Source organism: Mesorhizobium sp. IMUNJ 23232, assembly GCF_044326205.1.
In the GTDB taxonomy this organism is placed as follows: Bacteria; Pseudomonadota; Alphaproteobacteria; order Rhizobiales; family Rhizobiaceae; genus Kumtagia.
Genome location: NZ_JBIRCY010000045.1, coordinates 1 through 19,138 on the forward strand (window position 1 = coordinate 1; position 19,138 = coordinate 19,138).

At 63.6% G+C, this 19,138-nt stretch carries 15 protein-coding genes and 2 tRNA genes; 11 read left to right on the forward strand and 6 right to left on the reverse strand.

The genetic code is table 11. The annotated features are described in order from the left end of the window. From ACH196_RS26885 to ACH196_RS26905, 5 genes are all read left to right on the forward strand, one after another. Positions 1 to 623 (forward strand): DsbA family protein (locus ACH196_RS26885; RefSeq protein ID WP_396649929.1); only part of this gene is annotated, 623 nt, incomplete at its 5' end. 60 nt (positions 624 to 683) lie between these two features. Continuing rightward, positions 684 to 4,142, forward strand: coding sequence for a chromosome segregation protein SMC (gene smc / locus ACH196_RS26890; protein WP_396649930.1), 3,459 nt, complete (start codon positions 684 to 686; stop codon positions 4,140 to 4,142). A 544-nt stretch (positions 4,143 to 4,686) separates the two neighbouring features. Then, positions 4,687 to 5,277, forward strand: a complete 591-nt coding sequence (locus ACH196_RS26895; protein WP_396649931.1) for a hypothetical protein — start codon at positions 4,687 to 4,689, stop codon at positions 5,275 to 5,277. Positions 5,278 to 5,510: 233 nt separating this feature from the next. Further along, positions 5,511 to 6,125 carry a dihydrofolate reductase family protein gene (locus ACH196_RS26900; RefSeq protein WP_396649932.1) on the forward strand — a complete coding sequence of 205 codons (615 nt, stop codon included), beginning with the start codon at positions 5,511 to 5,513 and terminating at the stop codon, positions 6,123 to 6,125. A gap of 216 nt (positions 6,126 to 6,341) precedes the next feature. Continuing rightward, a complete protein-coding gene (locus ACH196_RS26905; protein ID WP_396649933.1) occupies positions 6,342 to 7,421 on the forward strand; it encodes a stealth family protein in 1,080 nt (359 codons plus the stop codon). Between the two features lie 53 nt (positions 7,422 to 7,474). Here the strand turns inward: ACH196_RS26905 and ACH196_RS26910 are convergent. Beyond that, positions 7,475 to 7,549: transfer RNA gene (locus ACH196_RS26910), tRNA-Gln, on the reverse strand. Between the two features lie 192 nt (positions 7,550 to 7,741). Between ACH196_RS26910 and ACH196_RS26915 the strand changes: the two genes are divergently transcribed. Next, complete coding sequence (locus ACH196_RS26915) at positions 7,742 to 8,764, forward strand: stealth family protein (protein ID WP_396649934.1); 1,023 nt, start codon at positions 7,742 to 7,744, stop codon at positions 8,762 to 8,764. Between the two features lie 612 nt (positions 8,765 to 9,376). Here ACH196_RS26915 and ACH196_RS26920 read toward each other — a convergent pair. After that, positions 9,377 to 9,451 (reverse strand) — tRNA-Gln (locus ACH196_RS26920). A gap of 97 nt (positions 9,452 to 9,548) precedes the next feature. After that, positions 9,549 to 9,893, reverse strand: a complete 345-nt coding sequence (locus tag ACH196_RS26925) for a VOC family protein (protein WP_396649935.1) — start codon at positions 9,891 to 9,893, stop codon at positions 9,549 to 9,551. Positions 9,894 to 10,072: 179 nt separating this feature from the next. Here ACH196_RS26925 and ppdK point away from each other — a divergent pair, with 179 nt between their 5' ends. Then, on the forward strand, positions 10,073 to 12,736 hold the full coding sequence (gene ppdK / locus ACH196_RS26930) for a pyruvate, phosphate dikinase (protein WP_396649936.1): 2,664 nt from the start codon (positions 10,073 to 10,075) through the stop codon (positions 12,734 to 12,736). A 16-nt stretch (positions 12,737 to 12,752) separates the two neighbouring features. Here the strand turns inward: ppdK and ACH196_RS26935 are convergent, their stop codons facing one another. Continuing rightward, positions 12,753 to 13,370 (reverse strand): RNA ligase family protein, encoded by a 618-nt coding sequence (locus tag ACH196_RS26935; protein ID WP_396649937.1) that lies wholly within the window; start codon positions 13,368 to 13,370, stop codon positions 12,753 to 12,755. Between the two features lie 240 nt (positions 13,371 to 13,610). On the opposite strand from ACH196_RS26935, the gene ACH196_RS26940 reads away from it, so the two are divergent. The 3 genes from ACH196_RS26940 to ACH196_RS26950 all read left to right on the forward strand — a co-directional run bounded on the left by ACH196_RS26940 (position 13,611) and on the right by ACH196_RS26950 (position 16,346). Further along, entirely contained in the window at positions 13,611 to 14,084 is a 474-nt protein-coding gene (locus tag ACH196_RS26940) for a GNAT family acetyltransferase (RefSeq protein ID WP_396649938.1), read from the forward strand. Positions 14,085 to 14,220: 136 nt separating this feature from the next. Next, positions 14,221 to 14,949 (forward strand): polysaccharide deacetylase family protein, encoded by a 729-nt coding sequence (locus ACH196_RS26945; RefSeq protein ID WP_396649939.1) that lies wholly within the window; start codon positions 14,221 to 14,223, stop codon positions 14,947 to 14,949. 317 nt (positions 14,950 to 15,266) lie between these two features. After that, a complete protein-coding gene (locus ACH196_RS26950) occupies positions 15,267 to 16,346 on the forward strand; it encodes a GSU2403 family nucleotidyltransferase fold protein (protein WP_396649940.1) in 1,080 nt (359 codons plus the stop codon). 33 nt (positions 16,347 to 16,379) lie between these two features. Here the strand turns inward: ACH196_RS26950 and ACH196_RS26955 are convergent, their stop codons facing one another. Then, the gene (locus tag ACH196_RS26955) at positions 16,380 to 16,757 is read right to left on the reverse strand and encodes a DUF427 domain-containing protein (protein WP_396649941.1); all 378 of its coding nucleotides are present in this window, start codon (positions 16,755 to 16,757) and stop codon (positions 16,380 to 16,382) included. Positions 16,758 to 16,860: 103 nt separating this feature from the next. Continuing rightward, on the reverse strand, positions 16,861 to 17,217 hold the full coding sequence (locus ACH196_RS26960; RefSeq protein ID WP_396649942.1) for a hypothetical protein: 357 nt from the start codon (positions 17,215 to 17,217) through the stop codon (positions 16,861 to 16,863). Between the two features lie 192 nt (positions 17,218 to 17,409). Between ACH196_RS26960 and ACH196_RS26965 the strand changes: the two genes are divergently transcribed. Beyond that, entirely contained in the window at positions 17,410 to 19,047 is a 1,638-nt protein-coding gene (locus ACH196_RS26965; protein WP_396649943.1) for a fatty-acid--CoA ligase, read from the forward strand. Positions 19,048 to 19,138 lie beyond the last annotated feature (91 nt).

Here is a 19,138-nt window from a genome sequence, read left to right on the forward strand (position 1 = left end):
CCGCGGCCCCGGCCGATACCGCTGCGCCCGCGACGCCGGCCGTCGCCGCCCCGGCCGCGCAGGCGCCCGAAGCAGCCGGCACGGTCGATATGGCGAAGCTGCTCGAGCCCGGCGCGTTGCCGGACATGGTGCTGGGCAAGGCCGACGCGCCTGTCACCATCGTAGAATACGCCTCCATGACCTGCCCGCATTGCGCGCATTTTCACGAGACGACGCTGCCGGCGCTGAAGACCAAATATATCGAAACCGGCAAGGCGCGGCTGATCCTGCGCGAGTTCCCGTTCGATCCGCGCGCCGAGGCTGGGTTCATGCTCGCCCGCTGCTCAAATGACAATTATTTCCCGATGGTCGACGTGCTGTTCAAGCAGCAACAGAACTGGGCGACCGCGGAAAATGCACGCGACGCGTTGCTCCAGATCTCGAAACTGGCCGGTTTTACACAGGAGCGATTCGAGTCTTGCTTGACGGACCAGAAGCTTCTGGACGAGATCAGGGCCGTGCGCGAGCGCGGAACCAAGGACTTCGGCGTGGACTCGACCCCCACTTTCTTCATCAACGGGAAGCAGTACAAGGGAGCTTTGTCGATTGAGGAAATGTCGGCGATCATCGACGGCATGCTCTAATCGTATCTTCCGGCCGGCGCCTGCCGGTCGCTGCTTTCGCGCGCCTCGTGGTTGGCGCGCATGAAATTCAATCGCCTCCGACTCCTCGGCTTCAAGTCCTTCGTCGAGCCCGGCGAATTCGTCATCGAGCGCGGCCTGACCGGCATCGTCGGGCCGAATGGCTGCGGCAAGTCGAACCTTGTCGAGGCGCTGCGCTGGGTGATGGGCGAAAGCTCCTACAAGAACATGCGCGCGTCCGGCATGGACGACGTGATCTTCTCCGGCTCAGGCACGCGGCCGGCCCGCAACACCGCCGAAGTCACGCTTTTCCTCGACAATCTCGACCGCACGGCGCCGGGCCCCTTCAACGATGCCGACGAACTCCAGGTGTCTCGGCGCATCGAGCGCGAGGCCGGCTCGGTCTACCGCATCAACGGCAAGGAAGCCCGCGCCCGCGACGTGCAACTGCTGTTCGCCGACCAGTCGACCGGCGCGCGCTCGCCCTCCATGGTCGGGCAGGGGCGCATCGGCGAGCTGATCCAGGCCAAGCCGCAGGCCCGCCGCGCACTGCTGGAAGAGGCCGCCGGCATTTCCGGCCTGCACACCCGCCGCCACGAAGCCGAACTGCGGCTGAAGGCGGCGGAGCAGAATCTGGAACGCCTCGACGACGTTGTCGGTGAGCTCGAAGCGCAGATCGAAAGCCTGAAGCGCCAGGCCCGCCAGGCTTCCCGTTTCAAGAACCTGTCGGCGGACATCCGCAAGGCCGAGGCGATCCTGCTGCATCTGCGCTGGACGGCGGCCAAGGCGCAGGAGGGCGAGGCGCGCTCGGCACTCGCAGTCGCTACCTCACAGGTCGGCGAGCGCGCGGCCCAGCAGATGGAAGCCGCCAAGGCTCAGGCCATCGGCGCCCATCATCTGCCCGCGCTGCGCGATGCCTCGGCCGCCGCTGCCGCGACGTTCCAGCGCCTGTCGATCGCCCGCACCCAGATCGAAGAGGAGGCCGGGCGCGTGCGCGCCCGTCAGGCGGAGCTCGCCCGCCGCCTCGACCAGCTAGCCGCCGACATCGCCCGCGAGGAGCGGATGATCAGCGACAATGCCGATGTGCTGGCAAAGCTCGCCGGCGAGGAAGCCGGGCTGCGCGCCGAGGACGCTGGAGCTGGAGAACGCGAGGCGGAAAAGCAGGCTGCCTTCGACCGGGCGTCGGCGGTGCTTGTGCTCAGCGAGGGCGCACTGGCCGCGCTGACCGCCGAACGCGCCGAGGCGACCGCGGCCATCGGCCAGATCGAGCGGGCTTTGCGCGAAAACACCGAGCGTCGCGACCGCTTCACCCGACAACTGGCGGACATTTCGCGCGAGGCGGCCGACATCGCGGCAAAGATCGGCGCGCTGGCCGATCCCGCCGAAAAGCGCCGGCTGGTCGATGCCGCTATCGCCGCCGCTGACGCCTCCGAGAAAACGGCGAGCGCCGCCGAGACGGCGGTGACGCAGGCGCGCGCGGTGGAAACCACGGCGCGTCCGCCGGTGCAGGATGCGCGAGCCGCACTTGCCCGCATCGAGACTGAGGCCCGCACGCTGGCGAAGATTTTGAACGCCGGTGGCGGCGGGCTTTTTCCGGCCGTGCTGGAGCGGATCGCGGTGGATCGCGGTTTCGAGACCGCGCTAGGTGCGGCCCTTGGTGAAGACCTCGACGCGCCGATCGATGCCAGCGCGCCGGCGTATTGGGGCGAAAGCGCTGTTTCCCCGGAAGATCCGTCGCTCCCCGAAGGCATCGCCAGCCTGGCGACGGTCGTCCGCGCCCCGCCGCAACTTGCCCGCCGGCTGGCGCAGATCGGCATCGTCGAGGATGCCGACGGCCTGCAGTTGCAGCGCCAGTTGAAGCCGGGCCAGCGGCTGGTGAGCCGCAAGGGCGCGCTGTGGCGCTGGGACGGATTCGTCGCCGGTGCCGACGCCCCGACCGCCGCCGCGCAGCGGCTGGCGCAGAAGAACCGGCTGCTCGAACTGGAAGGCGAGGCCCGCCAGTCCGCCGATAGGGTCAAGGCGACGGAAGCCGCGCTTGCAGCCGCCGAGGCCTCGGTCAAGGCAAAGGTAGAAGTCGAGCGGCAGGCGCGCGAAAGCTGGCGCAACGCCCAGCGACTGGTCGGCGAGGCGCGCGACGCGCTGGCGCGGGCCGAGCGTGCCGCGGGCGAGCTTGTCAGCCGCCGCGCGGCACTCGACGAGGCGAAGGCGCGTGTCGGCGCCGATCTCGCCGAGGCCGAGGCCGCTGTGACCGAGATGCAGTTGCGCCGCGCCGCGCAGCCGGATGTCTCGGCGCTGCAAATAAAGCTCGACCAGGCCGCGCAGGCGGTTTCGCGCGACCGCACGGCCGTTGCCGACGCCCGCGCCATGCTCGAAGGCCTGAAGCGCGAGGCGGCGGCGCGGGTGCGCCGGCTGGAAGCGATTTCCGTCGAGCGGACCACTTGGAAAAACCGTGCCGAAAACGCCGACATGCAGATCAAGTCGCTCACGGACCGGCGCGCCGAGGCGGATGCCGAGCGCCAAAAGATCGCCGACGCGCCGGACGAGCTCGATCAGCGGCGCCGGGCGCTGCTGTCCGAACTCTCCAAGGCCGACGAGGCGCGGAAGCAGGCTTCCGACACGCTGCAGGTTGCCGAAACCAAACAGGTGGCGCTGGACAAGGCGGCGACCGAGGCCATCCAGATGCTGGCCAATGCGCGCGAGGACCGCGGCCGCACCGAGGAGCGCCTGACCGCAGCCGACGACCGCCGCCGCGAGGTCGAGGCCCGCATCCAGGAAGCCCTCAACACGCCGCCGCATCTGGTCATCCGGCTGACCGGCCTGGAGCCCGACGCCCGCCTGCCGGAGATCGCCGAGGTCGACCGCCAGCTCGACCGGCTGAAGGTTGAGCGCGAACGGCTGGGGGCGGTGAACCTGCGGGCCGAGGAAGAGCAGCGCGAGCTTTCGGAGCGGCTGGAGACCATCGTCACCGAGCGCGAGGATGTGGTCGACGCAATCCGCAAACTGCGGCAGGCGATCCAGAGCCTCAACCGTGAGGGCCGCGAGCGGCTGCTTTCCGCGTTCGATGTCGTCAACGAGCAGTTCAAGCGGCTGTTCACCCATCTGTTCGGCGGCGGCACCGCCGAATTGCAGTTGATCGAGTCGGATGACCCGCTAGAAGCCGGCCTCGAAATCCTCGCCCGCCCGCCCGGCAAGAAGCCGCAGACCATGACCTTGCTGTCCGGCGGCGAGCAGGCGCTGACGGCGATGGCGCTGATCTTCGCGGTCTTCCTCACCAATCCTGCGCCGATCTGCGTGCTCGACGAGGTCGACGCGCCGCTCGACGACCACAATGTCGAGCGCTTCTGCAACCTGATGGACGAGATGGCGGCGAGCACCGAGACGCGTTTCGTCGTCATTACCCACAACCCGATCACCATGGCGCGCATGAACCGGCTGTTCGGCGTAACCATGGCCGAGCAGGGTGTCAGTCAGCTTGTCTCTGTGGACCTGCAGACCGCCGAGCAACTGCGCGAAGCAGTGTAAGTACTGGGGACATTTACCTTTTCCGCCCGCGCTTCGTTCTGAACCGCCGCGCCTTCCTGTGGAAACAAAAATAAACTGTCCCTGGAGCCCCACCGCGACTGGCACTCTTCTGAGCCACATAAAGTCTATTTTTTGAAGCTTTTTCAAAGGTTTATTTATAAACCGGCCGCGGCTGATTGCGCCGACGCCGGGTGGCCGCGAGCGTAGCAAGCTGCCCTTCGGGACGCCTGTGAGGATGACGACGATGTCGATCGCGGCGACACGAACGGCACGCGGCTGACGGTCACACTCGCATGATTCCCGAGTCCCGGTAGACGTGGCCGCGAGAGGGATCGAGCGCGATACATGGCGGTTTCCGTTGCGTAAGCTCGGTGATATCTTCTTTAGCATGAAGAGCGTATGTTCGTGGTCAGAGAGGTAACGAGGCCATGGAAGGCGGTTTCGCGAGTGTCTGGGAACGACGATGATCAGAGTCCCTCAGCCGGCAATGGCGTTGAACGCTTATGATCCCAACGCGACTGCGGCGTCGGGATACAATTCACCGGTGCTGATGCGGTCGCAGAACACCTGGTACGTCCCACAAACCGCTTCGCCGCCGTCGATCGCCTCCGCGGTGGAGACGGTCGCGCAGTCGTCCGCGATCGGAGGACGGCTGAAGGCGCTGATCATCTGCTGCCACGGTTCACCGGGCTATATCGGTATCGGCACCGGCATCAGCCAATCCGATGCTTCCGCGTTTGCGCGGCCGGGCCTGCGGGGCCGGATCCAGCAATTATGGATTCGCGCCTGTCTCGTTGCAAGAGTACAGACAGCCGATGGCAGCGGCACCAGCGCGCCGGGGCTCCGGCCGTTCGTCACCGGGGCAGTCGACGGCGGCGACCTTTGCCAGGCTCTCGCGGATGCCCTTCAATGCGAAGTCGTTGCCTCGACGGAACTTCAAGCGGCGAGCCCGGAGTCCACGGGGACGACTAGCCGCTTCGGCATCCCCGAACTCCCCTTTGGCATGATGGACGAGTGGGATGGACTGGTCGCCCGGTTCAGACCGCGCGTTGCGCCTCGCTTCGAGCGGTTTCCCTCGCTCTGGCTGCCGAACCCTTCCGATGTAACGCAAGCCGACATCTTTCCCGGCCGCTGAAACCTTTTGGGTCGTTGCCTTTTCCGCCCGCCCATATCTGATCGTCCGCGGCTTTTTCTCAAAATCTCGCCTCCCGGTGTCGGGATGCCCGATGTCCAGCCGTCCTTCGGCCGACTTCATTCGGCACATATATCGAGGGTATTAAGCGGTTGGCTTCGCGGCCATAGGCAGCGAGGAGCGTTCGGCCTTTGCCCGGAGCGGCGCTGATGGTCGTGACAAAGAGGAGAAAAATGATGAGAAAAGTTATCGCAGCCACCTTCCTCAGCATCGACGGCGTCATGCAGGCGCCGGGCGGTCCGGAGGAAGATACCGACGGCGGCTTCAAGTTCGGCGGCTGGACCTTCCACCATTGGGACGAGATGATGGGCGGCGTGATGGGCGAGTCCATGGCAAAACCCTTCGACCTGCTGCTCGGCCGGAAAACCTACGACATCTTTGCCGCGCATTGGCCGCGCGTCCCGGAGGACGATCCGATCGGCCAGAAATTCAATAGCATCACCAAATACGTCGCCACCTCGACGCCGAAGACGCTCGCCTGGAAGAATTCCGAATGGCTGGGCGAGGACCCCGCCGCTGGCGTCGCAAAACTGAAGCAGCAGGACGGTCCCGACCTGCTCATCCAGGGCAGCAGCCAGTTCATCCAGGCGCTGTTGAAGGCCGACCTGATCGACGAGTACCGGCTGTGGACCTTTCCCGTCGTGCTCGGCGGCGGCAAGAAAATGTTCGGCGAGGGTTCGCTCTCCGGCGGCATGAAACTCCTCGGCAGCAAGGCCTCGACCACGGGCGTGGTGATCAGCACCTATGTGCGTGACGGCGGCGTGAAGCAGGGCTCGTTCGCGCTTGAGTAGGCGGCTAGGTCGCACGACAACGCATGCGGGAGCGGCATGGGCTCTTCCTCCCGAACGCCCGGAACGGGCCGGCGAACGCCGCAGAGATGGAGCGGCATTCGCAGGGAATGCGGGTGTGCATTCATGAAGCGTGGGATCGGCCAGAGACATCCGGCAGCACCGAGACGAGCGCAAAGTCATAAAATCCGCACATTTCGGCTTGCATGAACACGCTCTGTGCCGGCTAAAAAAGGACCTTGCCACGGCCAAGGTAAAATCTGGATTTCCGTCAAATTCCATTCAGACAAAACTCCCAGGATCGACGCCGTCATAGCCTGGGTCGACGGGTCCGATCCGGAACATCAGGCAAAGCTGCATCGCTGCCTGAAGCCCGGCGCCAAGGCGAGCACGACACGCTACGCCGATCGTGGCGAGATTTATTATTGCATCGCGTCGATCCTGAAATATGCGAGCTTCATCAACCGCATATGGATTGTCACCGACGCCCAGCAGCCGGAGTTTCTGGGAGAGTTCGCGAAGGCCGGCCTGTGTTCGCCGGATTTCATCCGGGTGGTCGACCATACCGAGCTTTTCGGCGAGCATGCCGATGTGCTTCCGACCTTTGTGTCGCTCTCGATCGAGGCGATGCTGTGGCGCCTGCCGGGCCTCAGCGAGCACTTCGTCTATTTCAATGACGATTTTTTCGTGAACCGGACGCTGCGCCCCGAGGAATGGTTCGTCGATGGCAGGCCGGTGCTGCGCGGCCTGAGGACGCGGCCGGAACGCTGGCTGTTCCGCACCCATGCGCGGCGCGTCCTGGGCAGGCTGAACATCATCAAGGAACGCAGCTTCCGGGGGGCCACCTATTCTCGTGTCCAGGAATTCGGCGCCAGATGCGCGGGGGTGACCGGGCATTTCATGCTGGCCGGCCATCACCCCCATCCGATGCGCCGTTCGGTGCAGCAGGAGTTTTATGCGGCCCGTCCGGAACTGCTGCGCAGGCAGATCGGCTACCGGTTCCGCGACATCGGCCAGTTTTGGCCTGTCGCGCTGGCCAATCATCTGGAGATCGCGCTTCACGGCGCGACCTTCGCCAAGCCGCCGAAGGAAGTTTATGCACGGCCCGGCAGCAGGAATCTGAGCAGCCGGCTGGCTTCGGGCATCGGCAGCGAGTCACCGCTTTTCGGCTGCATCCAGAGCCTGGACAAGTTCGACGCCGAAACGCTGGGGCTGGTGCGCCGCCTGATGCGGCGGAAGTGGGGAGATTTCATGCCCGCCACGATCCGGCTGGCCGGCGAGGACCGCGCCGCCGCCTGATCTGGTTTGCGCCGACGAACTCGGCGAGGTCGCGCGGACGATTGATTTGATGTTGGCTGGAGCACCTGGATTCGGACCAGGGGATGGCGGTACCAAAAATCGCTGCCCTGCCACCTGGCTACGCCCCAACGGTCCGGCGTTCGCCCGGATAACCTCGGCGGATCGCACTTTACGAAGCACGGAAGCCAGGCTGAGATATCCGGCGGCACCGAGACCGTTCGAAGCCACAAAATCCGCACATTCCGGCTTGTGTGCGCCGCTCTGCGCCGGCTAAAAAAGGATCTTGCCGCGACCAAGGTAAAATCTGGATTTCCGTCAAATTGCTTTCAGATCAGTCCCCCAAGATCGACGCTGTCATAGCCTGGGTCGACGGGTCCGATCCGGAACATCAGGCAAAGCTGCATCGCTGTCTCAAGCCCGGCGCCAAGGCGAGCACGACGCGCTTCGCCGACCGTGGCGAGATTTATTATTGTATCGCGTCGATCCTGAAATATGCGAGCTTCATCAACCGCATATGGATCATCACCGATGCTCAGCGGCCGCAATTCCTGGACGAATTCGCGAGAGCCGGCCTGTGCTCGCCGGATTTCATTCAGGTGGTCGACCATACCGAGCTTTTCGGCGAGCACGCCGACGCGCTCCCGACTTTTGCGGCACGCGCGATCGAGGCGATGCTGTGGCGTCTGCCGGGTCTCAGCGAGCATTTTGTCTATTTCAACGACGATTTCTTCGTGAACCGCATGATGCGGCCCGACGAATGGTTCGTCGACGGCCGGCCGGTGCTGCGCGGTTTGCGGACGCGGCCGGAACGCTGGCTGTTCCGCACCCATGCGCGGCGCATCCTGGGCGGGCTGAACATCATCAAGGCGCGCAGCTTCCGGCAGGCGACCTATGCGCGCGCCCAGGAGTTCGGCGCCAGATGCGCGGGAGTAACCGGGCGTTTCATGCTGGCCGGCCATCATCCCCATCCGCTGCGCCGTTCGGTGCAGGAAGCGTTTTATACGGCCCATCCGGAACTGCTGCGCAAGCAGATCAGCTACCGGTTCCGCGACATCGGCCAGTTTTCGCCCGTCTCGCTCGCCAACCACCTGGAGATCACGCTCCACGGCGCGACCTTCGCCAGGCCGCCAAAAGAAGTCTACGCGCGGCCCGGCAGCAGGAACCTGGGCGGCCGGTTGGCTTCGGGCATAGGTAGCGAGTCCCCGCTTTTCGGCTGCATCCAGAGCATGGACAAGTTCGACGCCGAAACGCTGGGGCTGGTCCGCCGCCTGATGCGGCGCAAGTGGGGGGATTTCATGCCTGCGACGATCCGGTTGGCCGGCGAGGAAGGCGCGGTCGCCTGATCTGGTTTGCGCCGGAATCCCCAGCGGAGTGTGGACGTTCGGCGGCACGTGACCGCCGATCTTCACCGGCCCACCAGTAGCCCGCCGCTTGCCCTCCTGGCGGGCTTTTTTCTGCCTGCCGTCGATCACACGCTGTCAGCCTGCTAAGATCGGGCGTCATCTACCTGTCGCGGGTAGCCCCTATGTGTCCGAACGTCATGGGGTTCTGGCGGGCCAAATGCCAACCACGAGACGGTCGTAATGCTCTATGGAATCAGTAAGTTACTCATCGCCGGGGCGATATTGTTCGTGTTGACGGGTTGCCAGACGGTCTCTTTCACCAATGGATACAAGGCCCACAACTGCGCTGGGACGGGCGCTTCCTGCACTCGGCAAGGCCGAAGCGGAACAGTGACTATGAACGGCCGCTGATGGTCGATGGTGTGAGAATGAAAGAAGGCCGGCGACATGCCGGCCAGTTTCGCGGTGATGCTTGGGGCAGCGTGCACGCGGCTTTCTTCCCGGTCATCTCATGCCGACATCAGATTTGCCAAGGTTCGCGATTTGCAGAACTTGGGTTGAGTGAGCGGACGGGCGGCAATACATCAATGCCGGCCTGATCATCGGGTTTGATGGCTGGGGCGCCTGGATTCGAACCAGGGGATGGCGGTACCAAAAACCGCTGCCTTACCACTTGGCTACGCCCCAACGATCCGGTGTGAACGCCGGAAACGCCGCCTTATAGGCAGAGTGCAGCGTCAGCGCAATCGTGACGTGGCGGCAAAACGGCAAACGGCGAACGGCGCTATTCCCCCCAAACCGCCAGTTCGTTGCCGGCCGGGTCGAGGAAATGGAACCGCCGCCCGCCGGGAAACGAAAAGATCGGCTTGACGATCTTGCCGCCGGCGGCTTCCACGGCGCAGAAGGTTTCGTCCAGCGTCTCCGAATAAAGCACGGGCAGGGGTTTGGCCGGCGCTTCGGCGCTATCGGCCTGAAAACCGCCTTCCAGCCCCTCGTCGAAAGCCGAATAGGTCGGCCCGTAATCGGTGAAGGACCAGGAGAAGGCGGCACTGTAGAACGCCTTCATGCTGTCCAGCGTGCCGTGCGCGGCCGGCAGTTCGAGATAGTCGAGCTTTCCTGTCTGTTTCATGGCATGCCCCTGAATGTTCCTGGTATGTTCTATATCTGCCGTTGCGTGATTGCAAGCCGCGAAACCATTGGAACTTCTAATCGATTGTAGGGTTCCAAGCCGCCGCCCCACACCTTGTCTTTCGCACTGCACCACAATATCGCTGCCAAAGAAGGCCGGCGGTGAGGCGAGGAGCAAGCATGACCAAATGGGTATACACCTTCGGCGACGGAGCGGCTGAGGGACGTGCCGGCGACAGGAACCTGCTCGGCGGCAAGGGCGCCAACCTCGCCGAGATGTGCAGCCTCGGCTTGCCGGTGCCGCCCGGCTTCACCATCACGACCGAGGCCTGCAATGTTTACTATGCAAACGGCAGCGTGCATCCGCCGGAACTTGCGGGACAGGTGAAGGCCGCTCTTGCCGAGGTCGGAAAGATCGCCGGCCGGCGTTTCGGCGACCCTGAAAACCTGCTGCTGGTATCGGTGCGCTCCGGCGCCCGAGCCTCGATGCCGGGCATGATGGACACCGTGCTCAACCTCGGCCTCAACGACGTCACCGTCGAGGCGTTGGCGAAGGATTCGGGCGATGCGCGCTTCGCCTATGACAGCTACCGGCGCTTCATCCAGATGTATTCCAATGTAGTGCTCGACCTTGACCATGATGTGTTCGAGGAGATTCTCGAGGACGAAAAGGGCCGGCTCGGCTACGAGCTCGATACAGAATTCTCGGCCAGGGAATGGCAGGGGGTGATCGCGCTCTACAAGGCGAAGATCGAGGAGGAGTTGGAGAAGCCGTTTCCGCAGGATCCCGACGAGCAGTTATGGGGGGCGATCGGCGCGGTGTTTTCGAGCTGGATGAACGCGCGCGCCATCACTTACCGCCGCCTGCACGACATCCCCGAAAGCTGGGGCACGGCGGTCAACGTGCAGGCCATGGTGTTCGGAAACATGGGCGAGACCTCGGCCACCGGCGTCGCGTTCACCCGAAATCCCTCGACCGGCGAAAAGGCGCTCTACGGCGAGTTTTTGGTCAATGCCCAGGGTGAGGACGTGGTGGCCGGCATCCGCACGCCGCAGAACATTACGGAGAAGGCGCGCATCGCCGCCGGCTCCGACAAACCGTCGCTGCAGAAGCTGATGCCCGACGCCTTCGCGTCCTTCGTGAAAATCTGCGAGCGGCTGGAAAAGCACTATCGCGACATGCAGGACCTCGAATTCACCATCGAGCGCGGAAAACTGTGGATGCTGCAGACGCGCTCCGGCAAGCGAACGGCGAAGGCCGCGCTGAAGGCGGCGGTCGACATGGCGAACGAAGGGCTGATCACCCATGCGGAGGCGGTGGCGCGCATCGACCCCGCCTCGCTGGACCAGTTGCTGCATCCGACCATCGACCCCAAGGCGGAGCGCAACGTTATCGGCACGGGCCTGCCCGCCTCACCGGGGGCGGCGACCGGCGAGATCGTGTTTTCCTCCGCCGAGGCCGAGGACGCGAAAAAGGCCGGCCGCAAGGTCATCCTGGTGCGCATCGAGACCAGCCCGGAGGACATCCATGGCATGCACGCCTCCGAAGGTATTTTGACGACGCGCGGCGGCATGACCAGCCACGCTGCGGTCGTGGCGCGCGGCATGGGAAAACCCTGCGTGTCGGGCGCCGGCACTTTGCGTGTCGACTATCGCGCCGGCACGCTTGTCGCCATGGGCCACGCGCTTAAGAAGGGCGACATCGTCACCATCGACGGCGGCACCGGCCAGGTGCTGAAGGGCGCCGTCGCCATGCTGCAGCCCGAGCTGTCCGGCGATTTCGCGGCGATCATGGAATGGGCAGACAAGTCGCGGCGCATGAAGGTGCGCGCCAATGCCGAGACGCCGGCCGACGCGCGCATGGCCCGCTCCTTCGGCGCCGAGGGCATCGGGCTCTGCCGCACCGAGCACATGTTCTTCGACGGCGACCGCATCGTCGCCATGCGCGAGATGATTCTTGCCGACAACGAGAAGGGACGGCGTGCCGCGCTCGACAAGCTGCTGCCCATGCAGCGCTCCGACTTCGTCGAACTGTTCGAGATCATGGCCGGTCTGCCGGTCACCATCCGCCTGCTCGATCCGCCGCTGCACGAATTCCTGCCCAGGACCGAGAAGGAATTCGAGGAGGTGGCGGCGGTGCTGAATGTGCCTGCGGAAAAACTTCGCCACCGCACCGAGGCATTGCACGAATTCAACCCGATGCTCGGGCATCGCGGCTGCCGGCTGGCGATTTCCTATCCTGAAATCGCCGAGATGCAGGCCCGCGCCATATTCGAGGCTGCGGTCGAGGCCGGCAGGAAGACTGGCAAGCCGGTGGTGCCGGAGATCATGGTGCCGCTGGTCGGGCTGAAGAAGGAACTGGATTTCGTCAAGGCGCGCATTGACGCCGTGGCGGCGGCGGTGATGGCCGAGACCGGTGTGACGATCGACTACCTCACGGGTACGATGATCGAACTGCCGCGTGCCGCGATCCGCGCTCATGTCATTGCCGAAAGCGCCGAATTCTTCTCCTTCGGCACCAACGATCTCACGCAGACCACCTTCGGCATTTCGCGTGACGATGCAGCGATGTTCCTTGAAAGCTACCGGCAGAAAGGCATCATCGACCGGGATCCGTTTGTGTCGATCGATGTCGACGGCGTCGGCGAACTGGTGCGCATTGCCGCCGACAAGGGCAGAGCGACGCGGCCGGGCATAAAGCTCGGCATCTGTGGCGAGCATGGCGGCGACCCGGCCTCGATCCATTTCTGCGAAAAGGTCGGACTGGACTATGTCTCCTGCTCGCCCTTCCGCGTGCCGATCGCTCGCTTGGCGGCGGCGCAGGCAGCAGTGAAGAAGGGGTAAGCTGCGCTGCCAAACTTCAAACCAGCCCGTTCCTGATCACCTCTACCTTTGTCCAGTGCGTATCGCTCTGGACATGACCCTCCCGGACATATTTCGCCATCCGGGTCGGCATCTCGCTTTCAGCGAATGCGCCGGCGACCCTCACCACAAAACCCTCCTGGCGACGAAAATCGAGCGACGCGGCCAGGTCGTCGAACAGTCGGTGGCGATAGGCGCCACGGTATAACAAGGGCACCGGTGTGATGCCCAAGCCTGTAAAGCGCGCAATCATGTCGTCCCAAGATTGAACGATGTCGTCGGCGATCCACGCGAAACCGAGAAAATAGGAGGGCAGACGGTCATAGCTGATAGAATGTCGCGCAAACAGGTATTCGCCCACGACACGCTCGTCTTCGGATAGCTGCACCGATATTCCGGCCGCGAAGGCTTTCAACCAGTCGCGCGATGGGTGATGGCGGCTGTCGGGGCTACGGGCGTGGGTTCCATGCGGATGAATTGTCGTATTCTCGCCATCCATCTTTTCCGTGACAACCAGATCGCCGGCGACAAGCGCGTCGATGTTCTCCATGACCTTGTCGTCGCTCGTGGCTCCCGGCGAGATCGGCGGGTGATAGGTTCGTCCGTATTTCTTCATCTGTGCAGCATCAGGTTTGGGTGCGGGCCAGTTCTGGGCTTTCAGAAACAGGCTTTGCAAGGGGCCAAGCGACTGAAGAGTTCTCTTTCGTCGCCAGTACAAGGGTTCCCGGGCCGGACGTCTCACCGGATTCCAGTATGACGCTGCCGGATTGCAGACATGCCCTTGGCAGTCTGGTCGGATTGCGCAACATACGGCCGGAGGGCGGCTTCGCGGCGGAGCAGCGGGAGAAGGGGCAAGATGACGCGGTTCAGCCGGTATCTTTTCGCGATTGCGGCAGGTTTCCTGATCCTGCTGGCGGCCTCGTTGATGGGCTTTGCCGCCTATCAGGTCGGCGCGGCCTTCGTCACGCTGCCAAAGGTCCTGGCCTCGGGCGACTTCGGCTACACCATCATCGATTCGATCGGCTACGTCGTCATCGCCATCGCCATCATCGATGTCGCCAAACATCTGATCGAGGAGGAGGTGATGGGCCGCCACGACGCGGCGTCCAGCTTCCGTGAGAATTTTCCGAAATTCATCTCCATCATCTCGATCGCCATTTTCCTCGAAGGCCTGGTGCTGGTTTTCAAGACGACGCAGGACGACATCAAGCTGTTGATCTATCCCGTGCTGTTGTTGCTGGTCGGTGTGGCGATGACGGTTGGCCTGGCCATATTCCAGCGGTTTGGCGCCCCTCGTGCCGAGACGGCGTCGCGCCGGGCTGCGGAGTAGGGGGACGGTGGTAGGTTTGACGATTGCCAAAGCCCGGCGACGGGCGAATGCGGCAATCGGTGCGCATTTGATCGCCCCAAATTCGACGCGAAACAGGTTGAAGTCCCGCCGGTCCTTGTCAAAGCGTTCTGCTCTCATGCCCATTCTTTCTCGCCTCCTCGTCGCCGCTGCCATCATCGTCGGCGCTTCCACGACCGCCGATGCCGGCACGCTGCTAGAACCTTCGTTGCATCTGAAGCGGTCAACGACCGCAGGCGAAACGCGCGTCGCGTTGACGCTCGACGCCTGCGGCGGGCGCGCCGACAACCGCATCCTGTCGGCGCTGGTCGACAACAACATTCCGGCGACGATCTTCGTCACCGGCCTTTGGCTGAAACGCAACAAGGTGGCCTTCGCCATCATGCGCGCCCATCCCGATCTGTTCGAGATCGAGGACCACGGCGCCCGCCACGTCCCGGCGGTGGAGACGCCCGTCCGCGTCTACGGCATCAGGGCCGCCGGCAGTCTTGAGGCGGTCGATGCCGAGGTGAAAGACGGCGCAGCCGCGATCGAAAAGGCCGGCGGCGACGCCCCACGCTGGTTTCGCGGCGCCACGGCGAAATACAGCACAACGTCGATGAAGGAGATCCAAGGGCTCGGTTTCCGCGTTGCCGGCTATTCGATCAACGCCGACGGCGGTTCGTTGCTGCCGGCCGCCGCCACTGAGAAACGCGTCGCCGCTGCGAAGGATGGCGATGTGATCATCGCCCACATCAACCAGCCCTCGCACAGCGCAGGAGCGGGGCTGGTGAAAGGCCTACTCGCGCTCAAGGCGCGTGGCGTCACCTTCGTGCGATTGCAGGACGCGGACGAGACCGGCAGCTAAGTGCCGGCCGCTGGAACGCCATTCGGAAACGGATAGGGCGGCACCCAAAACGGATGGCTGTGGCCCGCGAGGGGCGTTTTGTTAGGCTCCGATCCTGTCTCTTGCCGGCCTGTCCGCCGACCCATCGCCTTGGCTGCAATGCATGTTGCGGTGACGGCTAAGAGGGCTGACGATGTCGTTATGGGGAAAAGCCGGATTTTCCTATAACGCGGGATACCCAATTATCTGAAAATGACGATTTTCGGATAACATTAATATTGTAAGATAATTGGCTTTCAAATACGTTATCCGAAAATTGGCGCCTTCGGATAATTCGGATGATTGACCGCCTCGATCAAGCGACGCAGACGGTTTTCGCGGACCTAAACCAGCGCGTCATCGATGCGGCGTTCGACGCTGATTATCCTGCCAATGGAAGCTTCTCGAAAAGGCTCATCCGGGGCCGGGAATATTGGTATTACAGCGGCTACGATACGCTGACCGGCGAAAAGACCAGAAAATATGTCGGGCCGACATCGGACGCCGAGATTTCGGCTAGGGCGACTGCATTCGATCGAACCAAAACAGCGCTCAAGGCCCGCCTCGAATCCGTCCGCATGTTGCGCGCCGTCGGTCTGCCCGAACCCGACGGCATGACCGGCGCGATCGTCGACCGGCTTGCGAGGGCAGGCTTTTTCCGGCTTCGCGGCGTGCTGGTCGGAACAATCGCCTTCCAGACTTATCCCGGCCTCGTCGGCGCGCGTCCCGACAGGTTCCTCCAGACGGGCGACGTGGACCTTGCCCAGGACCACGGAATGTCGGTGGCTATCGAGGATACGATGGAGCGCGCGCTCGATCAGATGACGGAGATCGACCCGACATTCCGCCCCGTTCCCAGCATGCAGGGCGGTGGCAAGACATCGGCCTTCATCAATGCGAAGGGTTACAGGGTCGAGTTCCTCGTTCCCAATCGCGGTTCGGACGACTATCAGGGAGATTTGACGCGGATGCCGGCGCTGGGTGGCGCTGCGGCGCAGCCGCTGCGGTTCCTGGATTTTCTCATCCGCAGCCCTGTCCGCTCGGTGCTGCTGTATGGCGGAGGGGTATCGGTCACCGTGCCCGCGCCCGAACGTTATGCCGTGCACAAGCTGATCGTGGCGACCCGCCGCAAGGATCGTGAGAAGATCGCCAAGGACATCGGGCAATCGGCGTTTCTCATCGAGGCCCTGGCCCCGTTCCATGCATTGGAACTGACGGACGCCTGGATCGAGGCCTGGCAGCGGGGACCGAAATGGCAGGAAGCGCTCACCCGTGGAAAGGCGATGCTGGCGCCCGAGAACGCGGCCATCCTCAGAGATGTCGTAGCGAAAGCTGCGCCCCGCTTCGACTCCAGCGCTGCGGATCTCGGATTTGCGTAGGCGAAGCAGGCTTGGATATCCGCCGATAAGCCGTCACTGAACCTCGATCTGCACCTTGTTCGTATAGAACGCACCGTGGTCCTTGATGGCGATGGTTTCGTCATAGGGCGCTTCATAGGCCCACATGGCGTTCTTGCCCGGCTCACCGATCGGATCGACGCTCCAGTAGCTGGCGTCGCCCTTGTAGGGGCAATGCGTCGAATGCCCGGTCTTCGACAGTTTCTCGAAGTCGATGTCTTCGAAGGGGATGTAGACCACCGGCGGGTAGGGCGTCTCGGCGAGGACCTTGGCATGCGACGATCGCGCGATCTCGACGCCGCCGGCGCTGACGGTGACCACGCCTTGATGCGGTTCGATAGTGATGATTTTCGATGGATTCTGGGCAAAGCCCGGGGCCGGATTGGAACTCATCTTGAAATCCCTTCTATCGCGCCTGGCGTCCGGCTCCCCGGACGCGGTCGGGTTGATGTGGGGTGTTTTCGAGCCGCCGCAAGGGCGGAATGTCAGGAGTCCGCTAAGCCGCGGTCGCCAATGCCTCCGCCAGTCCGGCATAGGATGCGGCAATGCCGGCGACCGGGCTCTTGCTGTTGGCCGCCTGCTCGACGCGCAACTGCCCGCCCGCGACTGGTAGCGACAGGATCAGAAAATGACGGGTGTCGCCATTGCCGACCGAAGCTGCGGCGACATGCTCGGCGTCGCCTTCCGCATCGATCCGCATCTTGAACAGCATGGTTCCGTCGACGCCGTCCAGCGCCTCGGTCACGATTTCCTCGAAGCGCTCTTCGCTGACGGCCGGCGCAGCCTCTGCCGCGGTCGGCGTCTCCTCAAGCACTGATTTGTCGAGTTTCTCGACGAGTTTCTGCGCGTCCATGACACACCTCGCGCTCTGCCAACCGATACTCTCGCCCGCTGGCATGCTTGTCGCCGACATTGGCCGGAATGTGACGCATCGGTGTTACGCAGGGTGATATCGCGCCTTTGGTATGGGGCGTCGTCCACCCACTGGACATCGCGCCGGCTTCAACCCAAAACTCATGCCAAGAAAAAACTGGGAGGAATTTTGATGCTCGGTCTCATGCAGCAGTGGCCGCTGCTCTGCCACAAGATCCTGGATTATGCCGCCGCCCAGCACGGACAACGCGAGATCGTGTCGCGCTCGGTTGAAGGCCCGATCGTTCGAACCAACTACGTGGAACTGCGTGGGCGTGCCTTAAAGGTCGCGCAGCGGCTGGAGCGCGACGGCTATGGCCTGGGCGACCGTATCGCGACTCTCGCCTGGAACACCGCCCGGCACCTGGAGGTCTGGTACGGCATCATGGGCGTCGGCGCGGTCTACCACACGCTCAACCCTCGCCTTTTCCCCGAGCAGATCGTCTGGATCATGAACCATGCCGAGGACCGGCTGCTGTTCGTCGACCTGACCTTCCTGCCGATCGTCGAGAAACACTGCCCCGGCGTAAAATCGGTGAAGAAGGTGATCGTGCTGACCGATGCCGCGCATATGCCGCAAACCAGCCTGGCAAATGCCGTCGCCTATGAGGAATGGCTGGCGGAGGCCGACGGCGATTTCGCCTGGAAGAGCTTTGACGAAACCACCGCCGCCGGCATGTGCTACACATCCGGCACCACGGGCAACCCGAAGGGCGTCGTCTACAGCCACCGCTCCAACGTGCTGCATGCCATGATGGCCGCGATGCCGGACGCCATGGGTATTTCCACGCGCGATACGGTGCTGCCGGTGGTGCCGATGTTCCACGCCAATGCCTGGGGACTGGCGCAGTCGTCGCCGATGGTCGGCGCCAAGATCGTCATGCCTGGAGGCAAGATGGACGGCGCGTCTATCTACGAATTGCTCGACACCGAGAAAGTCAGCTTCACCGCGGCGGTGCCGACCGTGTGGCTGATGCTGCTCCAATATCTGGAGGAGACGGGCAAGAAACTGCCTCATCTGAAGCGCGTCGTCATCGGCGGCTCGGCTTGCCCGCGCGCCATCACCGAAAAGTTCCAGAAGAACTACGACGTCGAGGTCATCCACGCCTGGGGCATGACCGAGATGTCGCCTCTGGGCACGCTCTGCACCATGAAGCCGGAATATGACGATCTCCAAGGCGATGCCCGCTTCGCAATCCAGCAGAAGCAGGGATATGCACCCTTCGGCGTCGAGATGAAGGTCACCGACGACGAGGATCGCGAGCATCCGTGGGACGGTAAGACATTTGGCCGGCTGAAGGTGCGCGGCCCGGCCGTGGCGGGCTCCTACTATGGCGGCGCCAGTTCCGAGCAATTCGCCACAGACGGCTGGTTCGACACCGGCGACGTCGCCCATATCGACGCCCACGGCTACATGCAGATCACCGATCGCGCCAAGGACGTCATCAAGTCGGGCGGCGAGTGGATTTCGAGCATCGATCTTGAAAACCTCGCGGTCGGGCATCCCGACGTCGCCGAGGCCGCGGTCATCGGTGTCCGCCATTCCAAATGGGACGAGCGGCCGCTGCTGGTGATCGTCCGCAAGCCGGGCAGGGAGCCGGAGAAGGCGGACATCCTGTCGTTCATGAACGGCAAGATCGCCAAGTGGTGGATGCCGGACGACGTGGCTTTCGTGTCCGAAATCCCGCACACCGCGAGCGGCAAGATTCAGAAGATGACCTTGCGCGAGCAGTTCAAGGACTATCGCCTGCCGACGGAAACGGCGATTTGATATCGGGCTGCAATGCCCCGTTGCGGACAAGGTCGGGACGAAGGTTCCCTCTCCAAGAGCTGATTTCTCTTCGGGCGGTAAGGGATGGCGG

Excerpts from the sequence above, each read along its gene's own strand:
- ACH196_RS26950 (WP_396649940.1), top strand. The coding sequence starts at position 15,267 with ATGATTGACCGCCTCGATCAAGCGACGCAGACGGTTTTCGCGGACCTA.
- ACH196_RS26945 (WP_396649939.1), top strand. The coding sequence starts at position 14,221 with ATGCCCATTCTTTCTCGCCTCCTCGTCGCCGCTGCCATCATCGTCGGC.
- ACH196_RS26940 (WP_396649938.1), top strand. The coding sequence starts at position 13,611 with ATGACGCGGTTCAGCCGGTATCTTTTCGCGATTGCGGCAGGTTTCCTG.
- ppdK (WP_396649936.1), top strand. The coding sequence starts at position 10,073 with ATGACCAAATGGGTATACACCTTCGGCGACGGAGCGGCTGAGGGACGT.
- ACH196_RS26925 (WP_396649935.1), bottom strand. The coding sequence starts at position 9,893 with ATGAAACAGACAGGAAAGCTCGACTATCTCGAACTGCCGGCCGCGCAC.
- ACH196_RS26955 (WP_396649941.1), bottom strand. The coding sequence starts at position 16,757 with ATGAGTTCCAATCCGGCCCCGGGCTTTGCCCAGAATCCATCGAAAATC.
- ACH196_RS26965 (WP_396649943.1), top strand. The coding sequence starts at position 17,410 with ATGCTCGGTCTCATGCAGCAGTGGCCGCTGCTCTGCCACAAGATCCTG.
- ACH196_RS26900 (WP_396649932.1), top strand. The coding sequence starts at position 5,511 with ATGAGAAAAGTTATCGCAGCCACCTTCCTCAGCATCGACGGCGTCATG.
- ACH196_RS26960 (WP_396649942.1), bottom strand. The coding sequence starts at position 17,217 with ATGGACGCGCAGAAACTCGTCGAGAAACTCGACAAATCAGTGCTTGAG.
- smc (WP_396649930.1), top strand. The coding sequence starts at position 684 with ATGAAATTCAATCGCCTCCGACTCCTCGGCTTCAAGTCCTTCGTCGAG.
- ACH196_RS26935 (WP_396649937.1), bottom strand. The coding sequence starts at position 13,370 with ATGAAGAAATACGGACGAACCTATCACCCGCCGATCTCGCCGGGAGCC.